Origin of the sequence: Streptomyces sp. SID11385, assembly GCF_010548245.1 — a bacterium.
Taxonomy (GTDB): Bacteria; Actinomycetota; Actinomycetes; order Streptomycetales; family Streptomycetaceae; genus Streptomyces.
Genome location: NZ_JAAGLR010000565.1, coordinates 1 through 20,839, shown reverse-complemented (window position 1 = coordinate 20,839; position 20,839 = coordinate 1). Strand labels below are relative to the sequence as shown.

The following is a 20,839-nucleotide window of genomic DNA, read 5'->3' as shown; positions in this document are numbered from 1 at the left end:
CCGGGCGGGGGGCGGGTCAGCGGGTGGTCTGCTCCCCGTACGGCCCGTCGTAGAGGTTCCAGGGCAGGTGCTGGTACTCCCGGTCGCACGGTGTGCCGGCCGTGACGTGGTAGTCGCCGCTGGTCAGGTCGACGCAGGAGGAGACGAGCGTCGACCAGTGCTTGACCTCGGGGGTGCGCGGGTCGGGGTGGGTGCACAGGGACTCGGGGTGTCCGAGGTGGTCCGAGAGCGCGTCCTTGATGATCCGCCGGGACTCCTCGGGGCCGCCCGACTCGCGCAGGCGGCGCAGCCCCTGGCGGGCGCGGGGGACGCGGACGAGCGAGTCGGAGGACATCGGGCGGTAGCCGCGCGCGGCGAGCGGGGCCGGGACACCGGCCTGGTAGTGGTTGCCGTGCACGAGGAGGCCGTCGTCGTCGGGGTAGAGCCAGCCGTGTCCGGCGGGCGTGGTCTCCAGGTCGATCGCGAAGCCCTCGCGGCACGTGAGGAGGGCGTTGCTGGCGATGTGGGCGCGGGTGCGGCACAGCACGTCGAGCGCGTCGGTGATCGAGTGCTGGTCGAGCACGGCGCGCCGTACGACGGTCTGCGGGAGGCCCACGGAGGCGTCGAAGCGCCCGCCGAGACCGTTGGCGTTGAGGGCGATCCCGGCCGAGTTGGCGCCCTGGCGGCCGATCTGCCCGGCCTCGACCTGCATGAGCAGCGTCGGCTTCGGGGGCTGCACGACACGGAGCATGACGACCGTTTCGCCCGCCTGGGCGCGCCAGTCCCAGTTCTGCCCGGCCCACACGTGCCCGTCGCCGCTCGCGGCGCCGTACGCGGCGAAGGAGGTGCAGCCCTCGGCGGGTTCCTCCGCGGCGTCGGCCGCGGCCATCGCGGCGAAGGACTTGTCGTACAGCACCTCGCCGCGCGCGTTGAGGGCGAGCACGTCGGCGAGCCCGGTGCCCGCGCCCTCGGCGATGCCGCGCATCTCCTCGACGTGGTCCGGCGCGTACTCCCGCACGGGGGCGAGCCAGCGTTCGGCGCGTGCGGTGACCTGGTCCCAGGTGAGCCCGGCGGAGTGGCCGAAGGCGGACTCGTAGTAGGCGAGGGCCTGGTGGAGGAGGGGGCGCACGGCCTCGCCGTACTGCCGGCCGCGTTCCCGGGGCGTGCCGGAGATCTCGACGAGGGGGAGCGTGCGGGCCGCCGCGGAGGGGGCGGGCGGCGGAGGCGGTGCCATTCTTCTCCTTCGTACGGGTGAATCGGGCGTCCTGGCCCTACGGGCCGGCCCGGCGTCCTGTAACGTCGATTTCAGAAAGCGACTCGACTGGAACGCTTGAACCAGGAGAGTAATACCCATCACACGAAAGTCAATGGCCGTAATGAATGTTTCAGCGGGGGACGAGGGCGCGGCACCCGGGCGGAACACGGGCGAGGACGGGGAGGGCACGGGCGTCGTCCGCCTGCACGCGGCGGTGCGCGAGCAGTGGGACCAGCTCTCCGCCTCCGAGCGCGCGGTCGCCCAGTACCTCACCGGGGCGCCACCGCAGCGCCTGCTCTTCGCCAGCGCCGCCCAGCTCGGCACCGCGAGCGGCACCAGCAACGCGACCGTCGTCCGCGCCCTGCAACGCCTCGGTTACGGCGGACTACCCGCCCTCAAGCGGGACTTGGCCGCCGACTTCACGGCGGCGGTCTCACCGGAGGAGCGCCTCAAGCAGCGCGTCGCACACGTCGGCAAGGACCTCGGCACCATCTGGGACGACGTCTTCGACGAGGCCCAGGAACGCATCGAGCACGCCCGCAGGCTCACCGAGCCGACCGCGCTGCGCACCGCGGTGGCCGTGCTCGCCGAGGCGCGCGAAGTGCTCTGCTACGGGGTCGCCGCCTCCGAACTCGCGGCCAGACACCTCGCGTTGGCGCTCGGCCGGATCGGCCACCGGGCCCGCTTCGTCGGCGCCACGGGCTTCGCGCTCGCGGACGCCCTCCTCGCGCTCGGCAAGGGCGACGCCGTCGTGGTCTTCCAGCCGGGCCGTGACCTGCGCGAGCTCTCGGTCCTCGTGGAACGGGCCCGCGCGGTCGGCGCCCGCACCGTGCTCGTCACGGACGAACTCGGCCCCGCCTACGCGGACCGCGTCGCCGCCGTCCTGACCGCCCCGCACACGCCGACGGGGATCACGGCGGAATCACTGCCCGCCCTCGTGGTGGCCGACACGCTCCTCCTCGCGCTCACCACGCTCGACGAGGAACGGGCCGTGGACACCAGCCACCAACTCAACCAGTTGCGCGAACAGCTGGTCCCAGGCACGGCACCGTCCGGCCGCCGGAGAAAGGAGGGCTGAACGGCCGCGGGGTCACCGTTCCCCGGCCCCCGGCCTTGCCGCCCACCACACGCCCACCGTCCCTGCCGCACGCCCACACCCTCCCTGCCGCACGCCCGCCGCCCTACACCGCATCGCCGCCGCACGCGCGCCGCTCTCCGGTCTCACGCCCACCGCTCCCCCGCCACCAGGCCGCCGAGGCCCGTCCAGGCGAAGTCCATCAGGGTGCGGGCTGAAGCGGTGGGGGTGAGGGCCGGGTCCTCCGCCGCGCGGGTGGCCAGGGACTCGGCGGCGCCGACCAGGGCGTGCGAGAGCCCGGTGATCTCGTGCTCCCCGAGGTCCCTGGTCCCGTCCGCCGCGCGGGCCGCGCGCGTCAGGAGTGCGGTCACGAAGCCGAGGACGCGGGCGCGCATCGCGTCGGCGAGGCGGGCGAAGGGCTCGCCGTGCGTACGGGACTGGATGTGCAGGACCCGCCAGCCGTCGGCGCGTTCGTCGGCGTAACGGAAGAAGGCGAGCAGCCCGCTCCACAACTGCCGGTCCGCCGGGTCCTCCTGGCCGACCGCTTCACTGATCGACGCGACCAGCGTGCGCGCCTCCCGCTCGACGCACGCCGTGAACAGCGCTTCCTTGGAATGGAGGTAGAGGTATACGAGAGGCTTGGAGACCCCGGCGGCCTCGGCGATCTCGTCCATCGAGGCGGCCTGGTACCCGCGCCGCCCGATGACCCGCACCGCCGCGTCGAGCATCTCCCGCTCCCGCTCGGCACGCGGCATCCGCCGCGCCCGCACCCGCGCCTTCCCGCTCACTTCCCCACCCCGTCCACCGGCCAAGCCTACGCGCGGCAGCGATCACCGGGACGGCGTGGGGGCAGAGCGCGAGGCGGGGTACGGGGCGGGGCCGCGTTCTCGCCGAACGCGGCCCCGCCCCGTACCCCGTACATCGGTCCCGTCGTCAGACCCCGACGGGCTGCTTGTCCTCGGCGGGCCGCTCCGCGGGGGCGGCCTCGGGCTCCTCGTCGAGGGGCGAGGCGTGCGCGTGGTCGTAGGCGACGCGGTCGAGGATCTTCTCGCGCGAGGCGACGATGATCGGCACGACGGACTGCCCGGCGACGTTGGTCGCGGTGCGCATCATGTCGAGGATCGGGTCGATCGCGAGGAGGAGGCCGACGCCCTCCATCGGGAGGCCGAGGGTGGAGAGGGTCAGCGTCAGCATGACCGTCGCGCCCGTGAGGCCGGCGGTCGCGGCGGAGCCGATGACCGAGACGAAGGCGATGAGCAGGTAGTCGCCGACACCGAGGTGGATGTCGAAGATCTGCGCGACGAAGATCGCGGCGATCGACGGGTAGATGGCGGCGCAACCGTCCATCTTCGTCGTCGCGCCGAAGGGCACCGCGAAGCTCGTGTACTCCTTCGGGACGCCGAGCCGCTCGGTGACGCGCTGCGTCACGGGCATCGTGCCGACCGAGGAACGCGAGACGAAGGCGAGCTGGATCGCCGGCCAGGCGCCCTTGAAGAACTGGAGCGGGTTGACCTTCGCGACCGTCGAGAGGAGCAGCGGGTAGACGCCGAAGAGGACGAGCGCGCAGCCCACGTAGATGTCGGCGGTGAACGTCGCGTACTTGCTGATGAGGTCCCAGCCGTACGAGTTGATCGCGTTGCCGATGAGGCCGACCGTGCCGAGCGGGGCGAGGCGGATGACCCACCACAGGGCCTTCTGGAGCAGTTCCAGAACCGACTCGCTGAGCGTGAGGATCGGCTGCGCCTTCTCGCCGATCTTGAGGATCGCGACCCCGACGACGACCGCCATGAAGACGATCTGGAGGACCTGGAGCTGCGAGAACGGCGTGATGATGTCGGTCGGGACGATCCCGGTGAGGAAGTCGATCCACGAGCCGGTGTGCTGCGGCTTCTCCCCGTCGGCCGGGGTGAGGCCCGTACCCGAGCCCGGGTTCGTGACGAGGCCGATGACCAGGCCGATCGCCACCGCGATGAGCGAGGTGATCATGAACCAGAGCAGGGTGCGCACGGCGAGGCGTGCGGCGTTGTTGACCTTGCGCAGGTTGGTGATCGAGATCAGGATCGCGAAGAAGACGAGCGGCGCGACGGCGAGCTTGAGGAGCTGGACGAAGATCCCGCCGATCTTCTCCAGCGTGGTGCCGAGCCAGGAGATGTCCTGGCCCCGAGCGAGCCAGCCGAGCAGGGCGCCGAGGACGAGACCGCCGAGGATCTGCGCCCAGAACGGGATCTTGGGAAGACGGGGGCGAGCGGACTGCGGGCGGTCGCTCTGCGCGGCGGCAGACCGATCACCCGAAGGTATGTTCGCGGACACGGACACACTCCGGTGAGGCGTGGGTGAAAGGAGGGGACGGGGGCGGTACGGGGGGAGGTGCTCAGCCGCGCGTGCGCACGGCGTCGCTCAGCCGCGCCGACAGGCCGCGCTGACCCGGCGACAGAGATCGACATGCAGCCGCGCCACGAGCAGCAGGCTGCTCCTGGGGTGGCGGGGTGTCGTCGCGCGAGTCATGTCCAGCACGTTAACACCAGCGCTTTGAGGCAATCAAAGCCTTACTTTGAGGCGGGCCGGGAAACGGCGCGTTCACGGGGGTCCGGGGGCGGACGCGGGGGTGCGCGGCAGGACGGCGACGAGCGGGCGCCGACATGCGAAATCGCCGCACCCCGGAGGAATGCGGCGACGGCGTAAGGAAGTTGAGGGGGCGTCAGGCGGGCGCGACACCGATTGGCGTGAACCGGTTCCCGGGGCCCGAGTGATTCGCGCCACAACGAGGGCGGACCCCGTGGAGGCGCGTCCCCTTCGGGGCTTTCGCGAGGTTCGCGTCAGGCGGCGCGGGTCCCGCTGCCCGCCGGACCGCCGGTGGAGCCGCTGGAGGCGCGGGCCGCGTCGTCGACCGCGTCCTCCGACTCCTGGCTCGCCTGGAGGTTCGCCTTGGCGCGGTCGACGCGCGCGACGATCTGCCGCGAGGCGTCGTCCCGTACACCGCGCAGCAGGACGAAGCTGAGCGGCGCGGAGATGACGAGCGCGAGGAGGATGACCCACAGGTAGTTGGAGTCGCCGAGCCCCTTCGGCAGGACACCGCTGTAGACGAGGGCCCAGACGACCACGAAGCAGCCAGCGAAGACGCCGAAACGCATCAGGGTGTAACGGAGCATGTCACTTCACTCTTCCGTCGCGAATGGGCCCATTGCGGGGGCAGGACGCATCCCCCAGTGAAGCACGCGGACCCGCCGTCGCTGTCAAGGGGGTGGCGGCGCGCCCGTCCGGTCAGGTCAGCGGCAGCAGCATGAAGATGTCGTCGCGGTCGTCGCCCGGGGCGACGCGGATGCTGCCCGGAATCCGCCCGACCTCCTTGTACCCGCAGCGCTCGTAGAAGCCTTCGAGACCCTGCCCGCCCCGGCACGTGAGGCGGATCGCCTCGATCCCGCCGAGCGAACGGGCGGCGTCGGCGGCGGCCTCCATGAGCGCCCGCCCCTCGCCACAGCCCTGGAGGTCCGGGTCGACCATGACGGTGTACAGCCACAGCCAGTGCCGCATGAGGCGGTGCGCGTTGAGCGTGAGGAAGGCGGTGGCCCGTACGACCCCGTCCTCGTCCTTCCCGACGAGCAGCCGACTGCCGCCCTCGGTCATGGTCACAAGCTGCTTCACGAGCTGCGGCCGGATCTCCTCCGGAGTCACAGGCGGCACGAACCCGACAGACCCACCGGCATTGGTGACCTTGGCCCAGAGACCGAGGATCTCGTCACGAAGCTTGAAATCGACGGCCGGATCGAGCGTGAAGGTAAGGGACATAGCCCCATGGTAATCCTTACCCGCACCCGCACCCCGGGCACGCCTCCCAACCCAGCCGCACCTCCCAGCACAGCCACACCACCCAGCCCAGCCCAGCCCACCCAGCCCAGCCGCACCATCCAGCCCCTCCGGCGTTTGAGGAGCGGGGCCCGGGGCGGAGCCCCGAAATCGGGGCCCGGGGCGGAGCCCCGAACACGGGGCCGCGGGGCAGCGCCCCGCACGGGGCCCGGGGCGAAGCCCCGGCCCCTCCCGCCCCTCAGACCCGCATGGCCTGCGGCTCGTCCCGCCGCCCCCGCTCCGGCCCCTCGTACTCCTTGAGAATCTCGTACCGCGTGTTCCGCTCCACCGGCCGGAACCCGGCGTCACGGATCAGGTCGAGAAGGTCCTCGCGGGTCAGCTTGTTCGGCGTCCCGAAGTCGTCCGCGTCGTGCGTGATCTTGTACTCGACGACGGAGCCGTCCATGTCGTCGGCACCGAACTGGAGGGCGAGCTGCGCGGTCTGGAGGCCGTGCATGACCCAGAAGACCTTGACGTGCGGCACGTTGTCGAAGAGGAGACGCGAGACGGCGAAGGTCTTGAGCGCCTCGGCGCCGGAGGCCATCGTCGTGCGGGCCTGGAGCCGGTTGCGGACCTTGCCGTCCTTCATGTCGACGAAGTCGTGCTGGTAGCGCAGCGGGATGAAGACCTGGAAGCCGCCGGTCTCGTCCTGGAGTTCACGCAGGCGCAGCACGTGGTCGACGCGGTGCCGGGGCTCCTCGATGTGCCCGTAGAGCATCGTCGCCGGGGTCTTGAGCCCCTTCTCGTGCGCGAGCCGGTGGATGCGCGACCAGTCCTCCCAGTGGGTGTCGTGGTCGACGATGTGCTGCCGGACCTCCCAGTCGAAGATCTCGGCGCCGCCACCGGTGAGCGATTCCAGCCCGGCGTCGATCAGTTCGTCGAGGATCTCGGAGGCGGGCAGCCCGGAGATGGTCTCGAAGTGGTGGATCTCGGTCGCGGTGAACGCCTTGAGCGCGACGTTCGCCGGGAGCGCCTTCTTCAGCTCGCTCAGCGAACGGGGGTAGTAGCGCCACGGCAGCGTCGGGTGGAGGCCGTTGACGATGTGCAGCTCGGTGAGACCGTCGCCCTCCATCGCCTTGGCGAGCCTGACCGCCTCCTCGATGCGCATCGTGTACGCGTCCTTCTCGCCCGGCTTGCGCTGGAAGGAGCAGTACGCGCACGAGGCGGTGCACACGTTCGTCATGTTGAGGTGACGGTTGACGTTGAAGTGCGTGACGTCGCCGTTCTTGGCGGTGCGCACCTCGTGCGCGAGGCCGCCGAGCCAGGCGAGGTCGTCCGAGGCGTACAGGGCGATGCCGTCCTCGCGGGTCAGCCGCTCACCGGCGCGCACCTTCTGCTCCAGCTCGCGCTTCAGTCCCGCGTCCATGCGGCCGCCTCCCATATGTCGTGTTCCGTGCCCTGCCACGCTACCCCGCGCCCGCCGCTCCCCCACGGGCGCCCGTTCACTCCTCCTCGGGCAGTTCCCCCACGCGGTTCTCCCACTTCGTGGAGAGGACGACGGTGGTACGGGTGCGCGAGACGCCCTTCGTGCCGGAGAGCCGGCGGATCGTCCGTTCCAGATCGTCGACGTCGCCCGCGCGGACCTTGAGCATGTACGAGTCGTCGCCCGCGATGAACCAGCAGTCCTCGATCTCGTGCAGATCGCGCAACCGCTGGGCGACGTCCTCGTGGTCGGCGGCATCGCTGAGGGAGATGCCGATGAGCGCGACGACGCCGAGGCCGAGCGCGGCGGAGTCGACGGTGGCGCGGTAGCCGGTGATGACCCCGGCCGCCTCCAGGCGGTTGATGCGGTCCGTGACACTCGGCCCGGAGAGCCCGACGAGCCGCCCCAGCTCCGCGTAGGAGGCCCGCCCGTTCTCCCGCAGGGCCTGGATGAGCTTCCTGTCCACGGCGTCCATATCCCCGATACCTTTCATTATTCGCGTCCCGGCGAGCTTATACATAAAGAATCGAAGGCCCTTACGGCAAGTTTCCTGCGAAATGCGCGTGGCGCGGAGGTGTGACTGCGGCATTTACGGCGGTACGGGCCCGGGGGCGCCCGCCCAGCCGTACCGCCCGGCCCCGCCCCCTCCTGTCCCGGCCACCGGCCCGGTCCGTCCAAGTCCCGCTTCCCGTACGGGCCCTACCCCTCCCGTACGGCCCGCGCCTCGCCCAGCTCGCCGCGCCACCTGCGGTAGAGCCCGTGCCGCACGCCCACCGCGTCGAGTACGCGCCCCGCGACGAAGTCCACGGCGTCCTGGAGGTGCGTGGCGCCCGCGTAGAAGGCGGGGGACGCGGGCAGGACGACGGCGCCGGCCCCGTCGAGAGCGAGGAGGTGTTGCAGCGTGGGGCGGCTGAGCGGGGTCTCGCGCAGGACGACGACGAGGGGGCGCCGCTCCTTGAGGGTGACGCTCGCGGTGCGCTGGAGCAGGTCCTTGGAGAGCCCGAGCGCGATGCCCGCCGCGCTGGCGGTCGAGGCGGGCACGACGAGCATGCCCTTCGCGGGGTACGAGCCCGAGCTGGGCCCGGCGCCGAGGTCGCCCGCAGGCCAGTGCCGTACGTCGTCGAGCGGCGGTACGGGGAAGGTCTGCGGCTTGCCGTCGGCGCCACGCGCGAGCCAGGCGCCGAGGTCCTCGCGCCAGTGGGCGTCGCGGAAGGAGATCCCGGTCTCGTCGAGCAGCGTGAGCCGCGCGGCCCGGCTCACGACGACGTCCACGCTCTCCCCCGCGTCGAGCAGCGCGCGCAGCACGGCGGCGGCATAGGGCGTACCGGAGGCACCGGAGACACCGACGACCCACGGGCGGCGCGGGGAGGCGGAGGGGTTGGCAGGACGGTCCGGCTGGGCATGCTCCACGGCGTCGAGCCTAGTCGGTGGGGGTGAAGGGGGCGTGCGAGAGGGGCGGCGGAGGGGCTTACCGGGCTGCGGGCAGCGCCACCCACCTGCGGACAGCGGCCGCCCGAGGACAGTGCCCGCCCACTCGCGGACGGCGCCCACTCACCTGCGGACAGCGGCCGCCCACCTGCGGACGGCGCCCATCCACCCCGAGGACGGCGCCATCCCCCCGCGGACAGCGCCACCCGCCCGAGGACAGCCCCCACCCACCCCGAGGACAGCGCCACCCGCCCGAGGACAGCCCCCACCCGCCCTGGGGGGCGACCCCAACACCAGTATTTCGCCCCCACACCCCCTCCCCCCACCCCTCCGCCAAATCTGTGGATAACTTCGAGGAAACCGCACAACGCCTCACCCGCAGGAGTGAGACGTTTTCTCTCGACGCCCGTGAACCTGTGGATAAGCAGAGGCGCGACACGCCCGGGATGCCGGTTTTCGGAGAAAGTGCGCAGGGATGGAACCGGGGGCGCCGCCCGGGCGTTCGGACAGTCGACAGGGGGAGGACTTCATGACGGCAGGCACCACTCCGGCCCGCACCGCCGCCGCTCGCGGGAGCCGCTTCAAGACGGCGGCCCTGCTCGCGGGCGGCTGGCTCGCGCTCCTGTGGCTCCTGGAGTTCTACGACCAGTCGAACGGGAACGTGCTCGACACGTACGGCATCAGCCCCCGCGACGTCTCCGAACTGCGCGACCTGATCCCCGCCGCCTTCCTCCACTTCGGGTACGACCACCTGGCGGCGAACAGCGTCCCGCTCTTCGTGCTCGCCTTCCTCACCGCGCTCTCGGGCGCGGGCCGGCTCATAGCCGTCTCGGCGGTCGTGATCATCGTGAGCGGCGCCGGCGTCTGGCTCCTCGCCCCGCCCCACTCCGTCACGGCCGGCGCCTCGGGCGTCGTCTTCGGCCTCTTCGGCTATCTGCTGGTACGGGGCTTCGTCGACCGCCGCGTCGTCGACGTCGTCCTCGGCCTGATCGTCGCCGCCGTCTACGGCTCGATCCTGTGGGGCGCCCTCCCCAACCAGTCCGGCGTCTCCTGGCAGGCCCACCTCTTCGGTCTCATCGGCGGCGTCCTCGCGGCCTTCGCCTTCCGCACCCCACGACCAGCGAAATGATCAGGCGCCGGAATCCACCGGGAGGCACTCGGTAGGGATACGCACCCGGCCCAGTACGGAACTGTCGAGCGCCACGACGGAGCCGTACGGAACCGTGTCCCGCGCGCGATAGCCGTCGGCCCCCGGCTGTGCGTACGTCACGCAGGTGGCGCGGTAGGGGTCGAGCACGACGTAGTACGGGATGCCCACGCCCGCGTACCGCGCCGGTTTGAGCGAGTGGCAGCGCTCCCGGGTCCCCGGCGAGGCGATCTCCACGATGAGCCCGGCGCTCCCCGGTGCGTGGACCAGCCGGTTCGCCTCCGCGTCGGCGCGCGGCACGACGGCGAGATCGGGGCAGAACTCCGTGTCGGCGTCGAAGGGGAAGACCGCGTCGCTGACGAAGCCCCAGCGGGCATCGGGGCACGACTCCAGCGCGACCCCCACGTGAAACAGCGTCTGCCGGTGGAAGGTCCGGACCCGTTCCTGTACGAGGGCGCCCCTGACCACCTCCGTGCGTCGGCCGGGGAAGGAGTCCTCCAAGCGGCCGAGCCACGTTGCCGGTTCCGTAGTGCTCACGGCCGAGCCCTGTCCCCGGGGCAGGCCCGCCAACCACCGCTCCCGCGAACCGGTCCCGGAGAGAGCCCTCAGACCGTCAGCCCCCGCACCGCCAGGTCCGCCAGCGCGCACACGAAGAGCGCGATGCCGATGAAGCCGTTCACCGAGAAGAACGCGCGGTTCAGGCGGCTCAGGTCGTGCGGGCGCACGATGGAGTGCTCGTAGACGAAGGCGATCGCGACGATCAGGAGGCCCAGCCAGAAGAGGACGCCCGCGTCCGTGAGGAGGGCGAACCAGACGAGGAGACCCGTCGTGACGACGGCCGAGGCGCGCGCGCCCCACAGCGCCGCCGGGATGCCGAAGCGCGCCGGGACCGACTTCACGCCGTGGGCGCGGTCGGCCGCGACGTCCTGGCAGGCGAAGATCAGGTCGAAGCCGCCGATCCACACGCCGACCGCGATCCCGAGCACGACCGCGTGCCACGACCACTCGCCCGTGATCGCGACCCACGCGCCGATCGGCCCGATCGCCTGCGCCAGGCCGAGGATCGCGTGCGGGAAGTTCGTGAACCGCTTCCCGTACGGGTAGACGACCATCGGGATCACCGCGAGCGGCGAGAGCGCGAGGCACAGCGGGTTGAGCAGTGCCGCCGCGCCGAAGTAGAAGGCGAGCGCGACGATCGCGCCGGTCCACGCGGAACGCACCGAGACCGCGCCCGTGACGAGTTCGCGGCCCGCCGTGCGCGGGTTGCGGGCGTCGATCTCGCGGTCGATGATCCGGTTCGCCGCCATCGCGAAGGTCCGCATCCCGACCATCGCGACGGTCACGAGGAGCAGATCGCCCCAGTGGATGTTCTCGTCCACCTGGAACATCGCGGTGAGCGCCGCGATGTACGCGAAGGGCAGCGCGAAGACCGAGTGCTCGATCATGACGAGCCGCAGGAACGCCGAGACGCCTCCGCGCGACTGGGGCGGTCGTGCCGCCGCTCCCCCGCCCACCGTGGCCTCGCTGCTCACAGCCCGTACTCCTTCCACCGCTTCGTGACCCGCTCGGCGATCTCCGGATCAGAAGTGATCATCTCCGGCCAGCCACCGTCACGCGTGTAGCCCTCCTCGGGCCATTTGCGGGTCGCGTCGATCCCGGCCTTGCCGCCCCAGAACTGCTGGTACGAGGCGTGGTCCAGGTGGTCGACGGGACCCTCGACGACGGTGAGGTCGCGGGCGTAGTCCGTGTTCCCGAAGGCGCGCCAGGCGACCTCGTGGAGGTCGTGGACGTCGCAGTCGGAGTCCACCACGACGATGAGCTTGGTCAGCGACATCATGTGGGCACCCCACACCGCGTGCATGACCTTCTGTGCGTGCTTCGGGTACTTCTTGTCGATGGAAACGATCGCACAGTTGTGGAATCCGCCCGCCTCCGGCAGGTGGTAGTCCACGATGTCCGGCACGATGACCTTCAGGAGCGGCAGGAAGAAGCGCTCGGTGGCGCGGGCGAGCGGCCCGTCCTCGGTCGGCGGGCGGCCGACCACGACGGACTGGAGCAGGGGCCGCTTCCGCATCGTGACGGTGTCGATCGTGAGCGCGGGGAAGGGTTCCTGCGGCGTGTAGAAACCGGTGTGGTCGCCGAACGGCCCCTCGGGGAGCGTCTTGCCCGGCTCCAGCCACCCTTCGAGGACGACCTCGGCGCGCGCCGGGACCTGGAGCGGGACGCTCACGCAGTCCACCATGTCGACGCGCTTGCCCTGCACGAAACCGGCGAGCAGGTACTCGTCCATGTTCCCGGGCAGCGGCGCGGTCGCCGCGTACGTCACGGCGGGCGGGCAGCCGAACGCGATCGCGACCGGGAGCCGTTCGCCCCGGCGCGCGGCCACCTGGTAGTGGTTGCGGCTGTCCTTGTGGATCTGCCAGTGCATCCCGATCGTGCGCGCGTCGTGGCGCTGGAGCCGGTAGAGCCCGAGGTTGCGGACGCCGGACTCGGGGTCCTTCGTGTGCGTGAGGCCCAGGTTGAAGAAGGAGCCGCCGTCCTCGGGCCACGTGAAGAGCGCGGGCAGCGCGTCGAGATCGACGTCGTCGCCGCGCAGCACGACCTCCTGGACCGGCGCGTCCTTCACCTTGCGCGGCGGTACGTGCGCCATCGCGCCGAGCTTGCCGAAGGCGTCCCGCACCCCCGTGAACCCCTGCGGCAGCTCCGGCTTGAGGAGGCCGCCGATCATCCCGGAGATGTCCTCGTACGACTTCAGGCCGAGGGCCTTCAGGAGGCGGCGGTCGGTGCCGTACACGTTCATCGCCAGGGGCATCGAGGAGCCCTTGACGTTCTCGAAGAGGAGGGCGGGGCCGCCGGCCTTGTTGACCCGGTCGACGATCTCACCGACCTCCAGGTGGGGGTCGACTTCGGCTTTGATGCGCGTGAGGTCGCCGTCGCGCTCCAGTGCGCGCAGCAGCGAGCGGAGATCGTCGTAAGCCATGCCGACCAGTATCCGGCACCCGTTAACCTGAGCCGGTAACGGGGCCCGGACGGGGCTCACGCCGCGAAGCGGGCGCCCGCGCGCAGAGCGCCACCGCGTCGCCTCGCACGACCGCCGCGACCCGCGAAGGAGAGCGACATGCTCCGGGTGCTCCTGATCCTGCTGCCGCTGGCGCTGTGCGTCTTCGCCTTCATCGACTGCGTGACGACCGCCGAGGAGGACGTCCGCTGGCTCCCGAAGCCGCTGTGGGCGATCCTCATCCTCCTCTTCCAGATCGTGGGCCCCGTCTGCTGGCTGATCATCGGACGGGAGCGCGGGTACGCGGCCGGGGCGGCCTCGCGCGCGGGCGGCGGGCGCGGCGGCTGGGTCGCCCCGGACGACAACCCGGAGTTCCTGAACTCGCTGCGCAAGGACGACCGGACATCGGCCCCCGCCGAGGACCGGCCGTCCTCCCCCGACGACGACCGGTCCTCCTCCCCGCGGACCGGGCCGGAGGTCCCCGCCCCCGCCGGAAGCGAGGACGACGCCGCCCGCCTCCGCGCCTGGGAGGACGACCTCCGCCGCAGGGAGGACGAGCTGAGGCGCCGGGACGCGGACGAGGACACGGGGAACGGGAAGGGCTGAGCCCGGCCCGCCCCACGGCCTTCGTACGATCCTCCAGCCCACCCGACGCACATCACACCCCTCCGCCCCGCCTTCCTGTACGAACCACCCACCTCCGTGCGCGAAACTGGACGACGGCCCCCGTCCGGACCACGCGAGCACCCGACGCGACCCCGCCCCGGCTCGTCCGCTCCGTCCGCCCGGCGAAGCCGCTCCCCCGTCGCCGCGGACCCGCCCCGCCGTGTGTCCGCACGTCCGCTCACCGAGGCCATGACCAGCACGCCCCCCGCCGCCCCCGCGGCCCCCGCCGAGGACCCGGCCACCACGAGGCCCGTCGGCGTCGTCGAGACCTCGGGCGCCGAGCCGATACCCGAGGCCGGGCGTCACGGCCACCCCCGTCAGCTCCTGTGGACCTGGGCCGCGCCGCAGGTCGGCTGGGCGACCGCGTACATCGGTGTCCTCGCCGTCGCCGCCTTCGGGCTCGGCTTCGGCGAGGCCGTCGCCGCGCTCGTGCTCGGCGCGGCGTTCGGCGCCGTCGCGCACGGGTTCCTCTCCGTGGACGGCCCGCGCTTCGGCGTCCCGCAGATGGTCCTCGGCCGGCTCGCCTTCGGCCACAAGGGCAGCGTGCTGCCCTCCACCGTGAACGCGCTCGTCTCCGGCATCGGCTGGTTCGCGATGAACACGCTCGGCGGGGCCTTCGCGCTCAACTCCCTCACGGGCCTGCCGCCGCTTCCGTCCCTGCTGATCCTCGTCGTCCTCGAAGTGGTCGTCGGGTACGTGGGGCACGACCTCGTGCACCGTTTCGAGCGGTACGCGCTGCCCGTGCTCGCGGTGATCTTCCTGCTCGCGGGCGTGTGGATCTTCAAGGGCGCGCACCTCGGCCACGCGGGTTCCGGCGGTGGTGTGGGCGCGTTCCTGCTCGCGTTCAGCGCGTCGTTCGGCTTCACGGCCGGGTGGAACCCGTGCGCCGCGGACTACGCGCGCTACCTGCCCCGAACGACCTCGCCGCGCGCCACCGGCTGGTACGCGGGCCTCGGCCTGTTCCTGTCCGTGTCCGTCGTCTCGGTGATCGGCGCCGCGTCCGGCACGGTCCTCGCCCCCGAGGGCGCGAGCCCGACCGACGCGTTCACCGGGCAGTTGCCCGGCTGGCTCGCGAACCTCACGCTGCTCGCGATCATCATCGGCGGCATGGCGGCCTCGACGCTCAACGTCTACTCGGCCTCCGTCTCGCTCGCCTCGCTCGCCGTGCGCAGGCTGCCGCGCGGCCTCAACCGCGCGACGCTCACCGCGCTGACGGGCGCGGTCGGCACGGTCGCGGCGTGGGCCTCGCTCGACGACGCGGGCCACGCCTTCGAGTCGTTCCTCCTCGTGATCGCGTACTGGACGGCGCCGTGGCTCGGCGTCGTCCTCGTCGAGCAGTGGCGCCGCCGCCGCACCCCCGGGACGCTGATCGCCCGTCGCCTCGCCGACCGCCGCCACACGAACGCGGCCGGGCTGATCGCCCTGCTCGCGGGCGTCGCGGTGTCGGTCCCGCTCTTCTCCAACCAGGAGATGTACGTGGGCCCGCTGCCCTCGCACTGGCCGGGCCTCGGCGACCTCACCTGCCAGGCCGGCTTCGCGGTGAGCGCCCTGCTCTACGCGCTGCTGGCCCGTACCCCGAAGGAGTCCTGATGCCCACGACGCTCACCACCGAACAGGCCCAGGAGTGGCTGCGCCCCGCGATCGAGGAGGCCCGCCAGGGTCTCGCCGAGGGCGGCGTCCCGATCGGCGCGGCCCTGTACGGCGCCGACGGCACCCTCCTCGGGCGCGGCCACAACCGCCGCGTCCAGGACGCCGACCCGTCCTCGCACGGCGAGACGGACGCCTTCCGCAAGGCGGGCCGCCAGCGCACGTACCGCGGCACGACGATGGTCACGACGCTCTCCCCGTGCTGGTACTGCTCGGGCCTGATCAAGCAGTTCGGCATCACGCGCGTCGTGATCGGCGAGTCCACGACGTTCAAGGGCGGCGAGGACTGGCTGGAGGAACAGGGCGTCGAGATCATCCGCCTGACGGACCCGGAGTGCGTCGACCTGATGACGGAGTTCATCGAGCGCTACCCGGACGTGTGGAACGAGGACATCGGGGAGGAGTGAGGGGCCTTCCCGGGACAGGGACGGGCCGGAGACGGGACGGGGACGGCCGGGGGACGCGCCCTACCGCCCCCGCCAGGCCCCTCCGCCCAGCCCCGCCTCGTCGCCCCGCCCCCGCCCGATCCCGCTGGGCCACCACGCCCGCCTGCCCAGGTCCCGTACCAGGGCCGGGACCAGCAGGGAGCGGACCACGAGCGTGTCCAAGAGGACGCCGAAGGCGACGATGAAGGCGATCTGGGCGAGGAACGAGAGCGGGATGACGCCGAGCGCCGCGAAGGTGGCGGCGAGCACGACGCCCGCCGAGGTGATGACGCCGCCGGTCGAGACGAGGCCGCGCAGGACGCCCTCGCGCGCGCCGTGGTGCGCGGTCTCCTCGCGGACGCGGGACATCAGGAAGATGTTGTAGTCCACGCCGAGCGCGACGAGGAAGACGAAACCGTAGAGCGGCACCGAGGCGTCCGTGCCCGTGAAGCCGAACACGTGGCGGAAGACGAGCGACGAGACCCCGAGCGTCGCGGCGAAGTTGAGGGCGACCGTCGCGACGAGGAGGAGGGGCAGCAGGAGCGCCCGCAGCAGGCCGATCAGGATGGCCAGGATGATCAGCAGGACGACGGGGACGATGAGCGTGCGGTCGTGGGCCGCCGTGTCCTCCGTGTCGATCTGCTGCGCGGTGTAGCCGCCGACGCGCGCGCTCCCGCCGCCCGCTTCCCGCACGGCGGTACGCAGAGCGCGGACGGCGTCCTTGGCCGCCCCGCTGTCCGGGGCCGCCTCCAACGTCGCGTCGATCTCCACGCGGCCCCGCGCGATCTGCGGTTTCCCGCCGGGACGGCCGTCCGCGCCGACCGGCGCCGCCGAGTCCACGCCCGCGACGCCGCGCGCCGCGCGTACGACGGCGTCGGCGCGGTCCGCGTCGGCGAGGATCACGGCGGGCTGGCCCGAGCCGCCGGGGAAGTGCCGGTCCAGGGTCCGCTGGGCGCTCACCGAGGAGGCGTCCCCGACGAACGTCTCGTCGAGCGGGACGCCCGAGGAGCGCAGGGTCGGGGCGAAGGCCGCGAGGGCGAGCAGGGCGACGGTCGTGGCGATCCACAGGCGGCGCGGGAGGCGGTCCACCCAGCCGGCGACGCGCGGCCACAGCCCGCTCCGACCACTCCGGTCGCCGTCCGCGACCGGCCGCTTGGGCCAGTACGCGGCCCGCCCGAGGAGGACCAGTACGGCGGGCAGGAACGTGAACGCCGAGAGCAGCGCGCACCCGATGCCGAGCGCCCCGACCGGTCCGAGCGCGCGGTTGTTGGTCAAGTCGCTGAGGAGCAGGGCGAGAAGACCGAGCGCGACGGTGGCCCCGCTCGCGGCGATCGCGCCCGCCGAGCGGCGCAGCGCGGCCCGGACCGCCACGAACCTGTCGCCGTGCGCGGTCAGTTCCTCGCGGAAGCGGGCCGTCAGGAGCAGCGCGTAGTCCGTCGCCGCCCCGATCACGAGGATCGAGAGGATGCCGCGCACCTGGCCGTCCACGCGCACGACGTCGTGGTCCGCGAGGACGTACACGAGCGCGCTCGCGACGGCGAGGGCGAAGACGGCGCTGAGGATGACGAGGAAGGGCATGAGGACGCTGCGGTAGACGAGCAGCAGGATGACGAGGACGGCGACGAGGGCCACGCCGAGGAGGATGCCGTCGATCCCGGCGAAGGCGTCGGAGAGGTCGGCCTGCGTGGCGGCGGGGCCCGCGATGCCGACCGTCGTGCCGGGCACCTTCTCCGCCTGCGCCCGGATCGCGTCGAGCGTGTCGGGAAGCCTGTCGCCGAGCCCTGGCCGCAGCGGTACGACGCCTTCGAGCGCCTCGCCGTCCTTCGACGGCAGCGCGGGGGACGGCCGCCCGAGCACGCCGTCCGTCCCGGCCGCCCGGCCGAGCGCCCGCGTGGCGGCCTCGCGGGCCCCGGCGCCGAGCCGCCCGCCGTCCTCGGCCGTCCACACGAGCACGGCGGGCAGCGACTCCTCACGGTCGAAGCGCGCGCGCTCGTCGAGCACCTTGGTGGACTCGGCGCTGCGGGGCAGGAAGGCGGCCTGATCATTGGTCGACACCTCCCCAAGCCGCCCGGCGTACGGGCCGCACACGGCACCGGCCCCCAGCCAGAGAAGGAGCAGGAGCAGCGGGACGAGCCAGCGGGCGGCGCGGGGCATGGGGGTCTCCTGGTGGCGACGTGGGCGGCGACCACACCGGTGCCGACGGGGCATTCTGACGCGGGGCCGGAGCCGTACGTCTGCCACGCGCCGCAGCCGCGAAACACGGGACACGCCAGGAGGACGGCGGACCCCGGCGCCGCCTCCCACGTGGCCGACCGGCCCCTCGCACCCCGCCCCCGGGCCGCCCCTCGCCCCGCCTCCCCGCCCCCGCTTCCCGCCAATCTCACTCTTTGCTTTCGCTTGATTGCTTTGCGATTGTTTGGTGCAGCGTTCACGTAAATCGCCTGATCCGCTTTCCCGGCGCCCCGGTTCAGTGGCTGCGGCTCGTCAGTGAGCCGTAAGTGCCCACGTCAGCAAGGGAAGTGGAATCGTCATGGCTGGAACGGGAATGTCCCGGCGGAGACTTCTGGGCTCGGCCGGGGCCGTGGCGGGTGGGGCCGCCGCGCTCAGTCTGCTGCCGCCGAGTGTGCAGGAGGCGGTGGCGGCGGGGCCGCGGCATGGGGGCTCGCTCGACGACGTCGAGCACGTCGTGATGCTCATGCAGGAAAACCGCAGCTTCGACCACTACTTCGGGACCATGCGCGGCGTACGGGGCTTCAACGACCCGCGCGCGCAGCGGCTTTCGACGGGCAAGTCCGTCTTCTACCAGCCGGACGACGTCAACCCCGACGGCTACACGCTCCCGTTCCACCTCGACACGCACTCCACGAGCGCCCAGGCCATCCCCTCCACGAGCCACGCCTGGTCCGTGCAGCACGAGGCGTGGAACAACGGGAAGATGGACAACTGGCTGCCCGCGCACCGCAAGGCGGACGGCAAGAACGGCCCCTACGTCATGGGGTTCTACACGCGGGAGGACATCCCCTTCCAGTTCGCGCTGGCCGAGGCGTTCACCGTCTGCGACAACTACTTCTGTTCCGTGTTCGGGCCCACCTGGCCCAACCGCATGTACTGGATGACGGGAACGCTCGACCCGAACGGCGAGCACGGCGGCCCGATCCTCAACAACACCGCGCCCGCCGGGGGTTACACCTGGACCACGTACGCCGAGCGCCTGGAGGCGGCCGGGGTGAGCTGGAAGGTGTACCAGGAGGACGACGACTACGGCTGCAACATGCTGGAGAACTTCGCGAACTTCCGCAACGCGAAGCCCGGCGACCCCCTGTACGAGAAGGGCGTCCGCCCGCAGCCCACCGGCACCTTCGAGGCCGACGCCCGCGCCGGCAAACTCCCCACCGTCTCCTGGATCATCTGTACCAGCGAGCAGTCCGAGCACCCCGACTACCTCCCCGCCGCGGGCGCCGACTACGTCGCCTCGAAGATCGAGGCCATCGCCTCCAACCCGGAGTTGTGGCGCAAGACGGCGTTCATCCTCAACTACGACGAGAACGACGGCCTGTTCGACCACGTCGTGCCGCCCACGCCGCGCCCGGGCACGCCCGACGAGTTCGTGCAGGGGCTGCCCGTCGGGGGCGGCTTCCGGGTGCCGTGCGTCATCGTCTCGCCGTGGACCGTCGGGGGGTACGCGGCGGGCGAGGCGTTCGACCACACCTCCGTGCTCCAGTTCCTGGAGCGCGTGACCGGCGTGCGCGAGCCCAACATCAGCCAGTGGCGCCGCCGCACCTTCGGCGACCTCACCTCCGCCTTCGGTTTCCGCTCCCCCGCCCCCCGTCCCCCGCACCTGCCCGAGGACACCGCCGAGCAGCTGGAGGAGGCGAAGCACGAGGTGGAGACGCTGCCGAAGCCGACCCTGCCGGGGACCTCGACGCAGAAGGTGCCGCGCCAGGAACCGGGCCGCAGGCCCCGCCGCTGAACGCCCGCGACACCACGAACGCCCGCCCCGTACGCGTACGTACGGCGGCGGGCGTTCGTGTGCCGCGAGGCGCAAGGGGCTCACACCCCCGCGTACGAGTGCTTCCCCGTCACGAAGATGTTGACCCCGTAGTAGTTGAAGAGCCAGCACGCGAAGGCGAGCAGCGCCAGGTAGGCGGCCTTGCGGCCCTTCCAGCCGGCCGTCGCGCGCGCGTGCAGGTACATCGCGTAGGCGACCCAGGTGATGAAGGACCACGTCTCCTTCGGGTCCCAGCCCCAGTAGCGGCCCCACGCGTCGCCCGCCCAGATGGCGCCCGCGATGATCGTGAACGTCCACAGCGGGAAGATCGCCGCGTTGATGCGGTACGAGAACTTGTCGAGCGAGGCCGCGGCGGGCAGCCGCGACAGCACCGACTGCGCGAACTTGCCGGGCGTGCCGCCGGCCGCGATCTTCGCCTCGTAGTGGTCGCGGAAGAGGTAGAGGATCGTCGCGACGGCGGCGACGTAGAACGCGGCACCGCAGAAGATCGCCGTCGAGACGTGAATCCACAGCCAGTACGAGTGCAGCGCGGGCACGAGCTGGTCGCTCGCCGTGTAGAGCACCGTCGTCGCGAGGCCGAGGTCGAGCAGCACCGTGAGGGTCAGCGGCAGCGTCAGCCAGCGCACGTTCTTCTTCGCGAGCATGAGCCCGAGGAACACCGCCACGGCCACGGCCGAGAAGGTGATCGAGAACTCGTACATGTTGCCCCACGGCGCGCGCCGCACCGAGAGCGCGCGGGTGAGGACGCCGCCCACGTGGATGAGGAAGGCGAGCACGATGAACGAGACCGACATCCGGCCCCAGATGTCGCCCTTCTCGCTCCCGCCCGCCGCGCCGGGCCCGTCCGGCACGTCGCGGCTGCCGGACGCGGCGCGCGTGACGACCTCCGGGCGTTCCAGGACGGCCGTGCTGCCGCCCTTGCGGACCGCGACGGCGGGCGCCGC

General features: G+C 72.1%; 19 protein-coding genes. 6 read left to right on the top strand and 13 right to left on the bottom strand.

Annotation, left to right across the window (positions count from 1 at the left end):
• Positions 1 to 16: 16 nt before the first annotated feature.
• On the bottom strand, positions 17 to 1,213 hold the full coding sequence (locus G3I42_RS17145; RefSeq protein WP_164286925.1) for a C45 family peptidase: 1,197 nt from the start codon (positions 1,211 to 1,213) through the stop codon (positions 17 to 19).
• A gap of 142 nt (positions 1,214 to 1,355) precedes the next feature.
• Between G3I42_RS17145 and G3I42_RS17140 the strand changes: the two genes are divergently transcribed.
• Positions 1,356 to 2,312 carry a MurR/RpiR family transcriptional regulator gene (locus tag G3I42_RS17140; RefSeq protein ID WP_164286923.1) on the top strand — a complete coding sequence of 319 codons (957 nt, stop codon included), beginning with the start codon at positions 1,356 to 1,358 and terminating at the stop codon, positions 2,310 to 2,312.
• A gap of 143 nt (positions 2,313 to 2,455) precedes the next feature.
• Here G3I42_RS17140 and G3I42_RS17135 read toward each other — a convergent pair whose 3' ends face one another.
• From G3I42_RS17135 to G3I42_RS17105, 7 genes are all read right to left on the bottom strand, one after another.
• Positions 2,456 to 3,097: a TetR/AcrR family transcriptional regulator gene (locus G3I42_RS17135; RefSeq protein WP_164286921.1), complete on the bottom strand. Its 642-nt coding sequence runs from the start codon at positions 3,095 to 3,097 to the stop codon at positions 2,456 to 2,458.
• A 145-nt stretch (positions 3,098 to 3,242) separates the two neighbouring features.
• Complete coding sequence (locus tag G3I42_RS17130) at positions 3,243 to 4,619, bottom strand: dicarboxylate/amino acid:cation symporter (protein WP_164286919.1); 1,377 nt, start codon at positions 4,617 to 4,619, stop codon at positions 3,243 to 3,245.
• Positions 4,620 to 5,125: 506 nt separating this feature from the next.
• Positions 5,126 to 5,458: a DUF4229 domain-containing protein gene (locus G3I42_RS17125; RefSeq protein WP_164286917.1), complete on the bottom strand. Its 333-nt coding sequence runs from the start codon at positions 5,456 to 5,458 to the stop codon at positions 5,126 to 5,128.
• A 112-nt stretch (positions 5,459 to 5,570) separates the two neighbouring features.
• The gene (locus G3I42_RS17120; RefSeq protein WP_164286915.1) at positions 5,571 to 6,095 is read right to left on the bottom strand and encodes a GNAT family N-acetyltransferase; all 525 of its coding nucleotides are present in this window, start codon (positions 6,093 to 6,095) and stop codon (positions 5,571 to 5,573) included.
• A gap of 256 nt (positions 6,096 to 6,351) precedes the next feature.
• Positions 6,352 to 7,518 (bottom strand): aminofutalosine synthase MqnE, encoded by a 1,167-nt coding sequence (gene mqnE / locus G3I42_RS17115; protein WP_164286913.1) that lies wholly within the window; start codon positions 7,516 to 7,518, stop codon positions 6,352 to 6,354.
• Positions 7,519 to 7,594: 76 nt separating this feature from the next.
• Positions 7,595 to 8,050 (bottom strand): Lrp/AsnC family transcriptional regulator, encoded by a 456-nt coding sequence (locus tag G3I42_RS17110; protein WP_030997018.1) that lies wholly within the window; start codon positions 8,048 to 8,050, stop codon positions 7,595 to 7,597.
• Between the two features lie 224 nt (positions 8,051 to 8,274).
• Complete coding sequence (locus tag G3I42_RS17105; protein WP_164286911.1) at positions 8,275 to 8,985, bottom strand: UbiX family flavin prenyltransferase; 711 nt, start codon at positions 8,983 to 8,985, stop codon at positions 8,275 to 8,277.
• Between the two features lie 547 nt (positions 8,986 to 9,532).
• Here G3I42_RS17105 and G3I42_RS17100 point away from each other — a divergent pair.
• Positions 9,533 to 10,132, top strand: a complete 600-nt coding sequence (locus G3I42_RS17100) for a rhomboid family intramembrane serine protease (RefSeq protein WP_164286909.1) — start codon at positions 9,533 to 9,535, stop codon at positions 10,130 to 10,132.
• Here G3I42_RS17100 and G3I42_RS17095 read toward each other — a convergent pair whose 3' ends face one another.
• The 3 genes from G3I42_RS17095 to G3I42_RS17085 form a co-directional block, all read right to left on the bottom strand.
• Entirely contained in the window at positions 10,133 to 10,687 is a 555-nt protein-coding gene (locus G3I42_RS17095) for a Uma2 family endonuclease (RefSeq protein WP_164286907.1), read from the bottom strand.
• Positions 10,688 to 10,755: 68 nt separating this feature from the next.
• Entirely contained in the window at positions 10,756 to 11,664 is a 909-nt protein-coding gene (gene mqnP / locus G3I42_RS17090) for a menaquinone biosynthesis prenyltransferase MqnP (RefSeq protein WP_343244569.1), read from the bottom strand.
• A 14-nt stretch (positions 11,665 to 11,678) separates the two neighbouring features.
• Positions 11,679 to 13,130: a menaquinone biosynthesis decarboxylase gene (locus G3I42_RS17085; protein ID WP_164286903.1), complete on the bottom strand. Its 1,452-nt coding sequence runs from the start codon at positions 13,128 to 13,130 to the stop codon at positions 11,679 to 11,681.
• A gap of 138 nt (positions 13,131 to 13,268) precedes the next feature.
• On the opposite strand from G3I42_RS17085, the gene G3I42_RS17080 reads away from it, so the two are divergent.
• The 3 genes from G3I42_RS17080 to G3I42_RS17070 all read left to right on the top strand — a co-directional run bounded on the left by G3I42_RS17080 (position 13,269) and on the right by G3I42_RS17070 (position 15,868).
• Complete coding sequence (locus G3I42_RS17080) at positions 13,269 to 13,754, top strand: PLD nuclease N-terminal domain-containing protein (RefSeq protein ID WP_164286901.1); 486 nt, start codon at positions 13,269 to 13,271, stop codon at positions 13,752 to 13,754.
• A gap of 222 nt (positions 13,755 to 13,976) precedes the next feature.
• Entirely contained in the window at positions 13,977 to 15,404 is a 1,428-nt protein-coding gene (locus G3I42_RS17075; protein WP_164286899.1) for a cytosine permease, read from the top strand.
• Entirely contained in the window at positions 15,404 to 15,868 is a 465-nt protein-coding gene (locus tag G3I42_RS17070) for a nucleoside deaminase (RefSeq protein WP_164286897.1), read from the top strand. Before G3I42_RS17075 ends, G3I42_RS17070 begins: the two co-directional genes overlap by 1 nt.
• A 60-nt stretch (positions 15,869 to 15,928) precedes the next feature.
• Here G3I42_RS17070 and G3I42_RS17065 read toward each other — a convergent pair whose 3' ends face one another.
• On the bottom strand, positions 15,929 to 18,040 hold the full coding sequence (locus G3I42_RS17065) for an MMPL family transporter (protein ID WP_164286895.1): 2,112 nt from the start codon (positions 18,038 to 18,040) through the stop codon (positions 15,929 to 15,931).
• A 391-nt stretch (positions 18,041 to 18,431) separates the two neighbouring features.
• Between G3I42_RS17065 and G3I42_RS17060 the strand changes: the two genes are divergently transcribed.
• The gene (locus tag G3I42_RS17060) at positions 18,432 to 19,856 is read left to right on the top strand and encodes an alkaline phosphatase family protein (RefSeq protein ID WP_164286960.1); all 1,425 of its coding nucleotides are present in this window, start codon (positions 18,432 to 18,434) and stop codon (positions 19,854 to 19,856) included.
• Positions 19,857 to 19,936: 80 nt separating this feature from the next.
• Here G3I42_RS17060 and ccsB read toward each other — a convergent pair.
• On the bottom strand, positions 19,937 to 20,839 hold a 903-nt coding region (ccsB, locus tag G3I42_RS17055), incomplete at its 5' end, for a c-type cytochrome biogenesis protein CcsB (RefSeq protein ID WP_164286892.1).